Below are 2470 nucleotides of genomic sequence, written 5' to 3'. Positions count from 1 at the left end.
TATAGTTCGCCCCTCGCTGCACGACGCAGCGCCGAAACGCAGGTTGAGGCGGTGGTGTCGAGGCGGTGGAGAGGTAGATGTGGTGCGGGTTTCCGGCCGATTGGTGGTGTTGATCGGGTGGGTGTCGCGGTAGTGAGTTAGCAGCGCGTTGAACGATAAAAATTCTTCAGCAAGTTGTTGACAGCGACGAAAAAGCTCTGCATAATCTCGTTTCTCTGCTGCAGCAAACGCAGCGACGCGATAAACAAAGTTGATCGCGAAGTTCTTTAACAAACAAACAGCCGATAAGTGTGGGCGCTTAATACTGGATGCGGCGAATTTATTCGCTAGCTTACAAGTAATGAAGTGCTCGCACAGAAGTAAGGTTTGAACGAAAGTTCAAGTCAGATTCTGAGAGTGAGCGACCGCTCGTAAAGAGCGAAAACAGCAGATTGAACTGAAGAGTTTGATCCTGGCTCAGATTGAACGCTGGCGGCATGCCTTACACATGCAAGTCGAACGGCAGCATGATCTAGCTTGCTAGATTGATGGCGAGTGGCGAACGGGTGAGTAATACATCGGAACGTGCCCTGTAGTGGGGGATAACTAGTCGAAAGATTAGCTAATACCGCATACGACCTGAGGGTGAAAGTGGGGGACCGCAAGGCCTCATGCTATAGGAGCGGCCGATGTCTGATTAGCTAGTTGGTGGGGTAAAGGCCCACCAAGGCGACGATCAGTAGCTGGTCTGAGAGGACGATCAGCCACACTGGGACTGAGACACGGCCCAGACTCCTACGGGAGGCAGCAGTGGGGAATTTTGGACAATGGGGGCAACCCTGATCCAGCAATGCCGCGTGTGTGAAGAAGGCCTTCGGGTTGTAAAGCACTTTTGTCCGGAAAGAAATCGCACTTACTAATATTAGGTGTGGATGACGGTACCGGAAGAATAAGGACCGGCTAACTACGTGCCAGCAGCCGCGGTAATACGTAGGGTCCAAGCGTTAATCGGAATTACTGGGCGTAAAGCGTGCGCAGGCGGTTGTGCAAGACCGATGTGAAATCCCCGGGCTTAACCTGGGAATTGCATTGGTGACTGCACGGCTAGAGTGTGTCAGAGGGGGGTAGAATTCCACGTGTAGCAGTGAAATGCGTAGAGATGTGGAGGAATACCGATGGCGAAGGCAGCCCCCTGGGATAACACTGACGCTCATGCACGAAAGCGTGGGGAGCAAACAGGATTAGATACCCTGGTAGTCCACGCCCTAAACGATGTCAACTAGTTGTTGGGGATTCATTTCCTTAGTAACGTAGCTAACGCGTGAAGTTGACCGCCTGGGGAGTACGGTCGCAAGATTAAAACTCAAAGGAATTGACGGGGACCCGCACAAGCGGTGGATGATGTGGATTAATTCGATGCAACGCGAAAAACCTTACCTACCCTTGACATGCCACTAACGAAGCAGAGATGCATTAGGTGCTCGAAAGAGAAAGTGGACACAGGTGCTGCATGGCTGTCGTCAGCTCGTGTCGTGAGATGTTGGGTTAAGTCCCGCAACGAGCGCAACCCTTGTCTCTAGTTGCTACGAAAGGGCACTCTAGAGAGACTGCCGGTGACAAACCGGAGGAAGGTGGGGATGACGTCAAGTCCTCATGGCCCTTATGGGTAGGGCTTCACACGTCATACAATGGTGCATACAGAGGGTTGCCAAGCCGCGAGGTGGAGCTAATCCCAGAAAATGCATCGTAGTCCGGATCGTAGTCTGCAACTCGACTACGTGAAGCTGGAATCGCTAGTAATCGCGGATCAGCATGCCGCGGTGAATACGTTCCCGGGTCTTGTACACACCGCCCGTCACACCATGGGAGTGGGTTTTGCCAGAAGTAGTTAGCCTAACCGCAAGGGGGGCGATTACCACGGCAGGGTTCATGACTGGGGTGAAGTCGTAACAAGGTAGCCGTATCGGAAGGTGCGGCTGGATCACCTCCTTTAAGAGCGTGCATCCGACGTTAGGCGTCCACACTTATCGGTTTGTTTGATGTTACAGCCAAGGGTCTGTAGCTCAGGTGGTTAGAGCACCGTCTTGATAAGGCGGGGGTCGTAGGTTCAAGTCCTACCAGACCCACCAAGTTACGGACGGTGGAAGATGTTGTCTGCCGTGACTGGGGGATTAGCTCAGCTGGGAGAGCACCTGCTTTGCAAGCAGGGGGTCGTCGGTTCGATCCCGTCATCCTCCACCAAAACCTTTTGGTTGCCAAACGCAAGCATCGACGAAGTGATGTCGATGGTGTTTGCGTTTGGCCTAGCCAAGACGAGCGTAAAAGTTCGGCTGTTCTTTAACAATATGGAATGTAGTAAAGGTGTCGCGGAGCATTGATGAGATGCTCGGTAGTAACGCGACACTGGGTTGTGATTGTATCAACCAGTATTACCAGAGCAATCGAAAGATTGTCTTGGAATACGGCACAACGCGAGAACTCAGCCTATATC

1 protein-coding gene, 2 tRNA genes and 1 rRNA gene are annotated in these 2470 nt (G+C 52.4%); 3 read left to right on the top strand and 1 reads right to left on the bottom strand.

Annotation, left to right across the window (positions count from 1 at the left end):
- Positions 1 to 273, bottom strand: a 273-nt coding sequence (locus JHD73_RS29235) for a hypothetical protein (protein ID WP_233177190.1), incomplete at its 3' end; no start/stop codon positions are given.
- Between the two features lie 160 nt (positions 274 to 433).
- On the opposite strand from JHD73_RS29235, the gene JHD73_RS27475 reads away from it, so the two are divergent.
- The 3 genes from JHD73_RS27475 to JHD73_RS27465 all read left to right on the top strand — a co-directional run bounded on the left by JHD73_RS27475 (position 434) and on the right by JHD73_RS27465 (position 2220).
- Positions 434 to 1971 (top strand): 16S ribosomal RNA (locus tag JHD73_RS27475).
- A gap of 60 nt (positions 1972 to 2031) precedes the next feature.
- Positions 2032 to 2108 (top strand) — tRNA-Ile (locus JHD73_RS27470).
- 36 nt (positions 2109 to 2144) lie between these two features.
- Positions 2145 to 2220 (top strand) — tRNA-Ala (locus JHD73_RS27465).
- The last annotated feature ends 250 nt before the right edge of the window (positions 2221 to 2470 follow it).

Source organism: Ralstonia sp. ASV6, assembly GCF_016429285.1.
In the GTDB taxonomy this organism is placed as follows: Bacteria; Pseudomonadota; Gammaproteobacteria; order Burkholderiales; family Burkholderiaceae; genus Ralstonia; species Ralstonia flaminis.
This window is presented reverse-complemented; position numbering and strand designations above follow the sequence as displayed.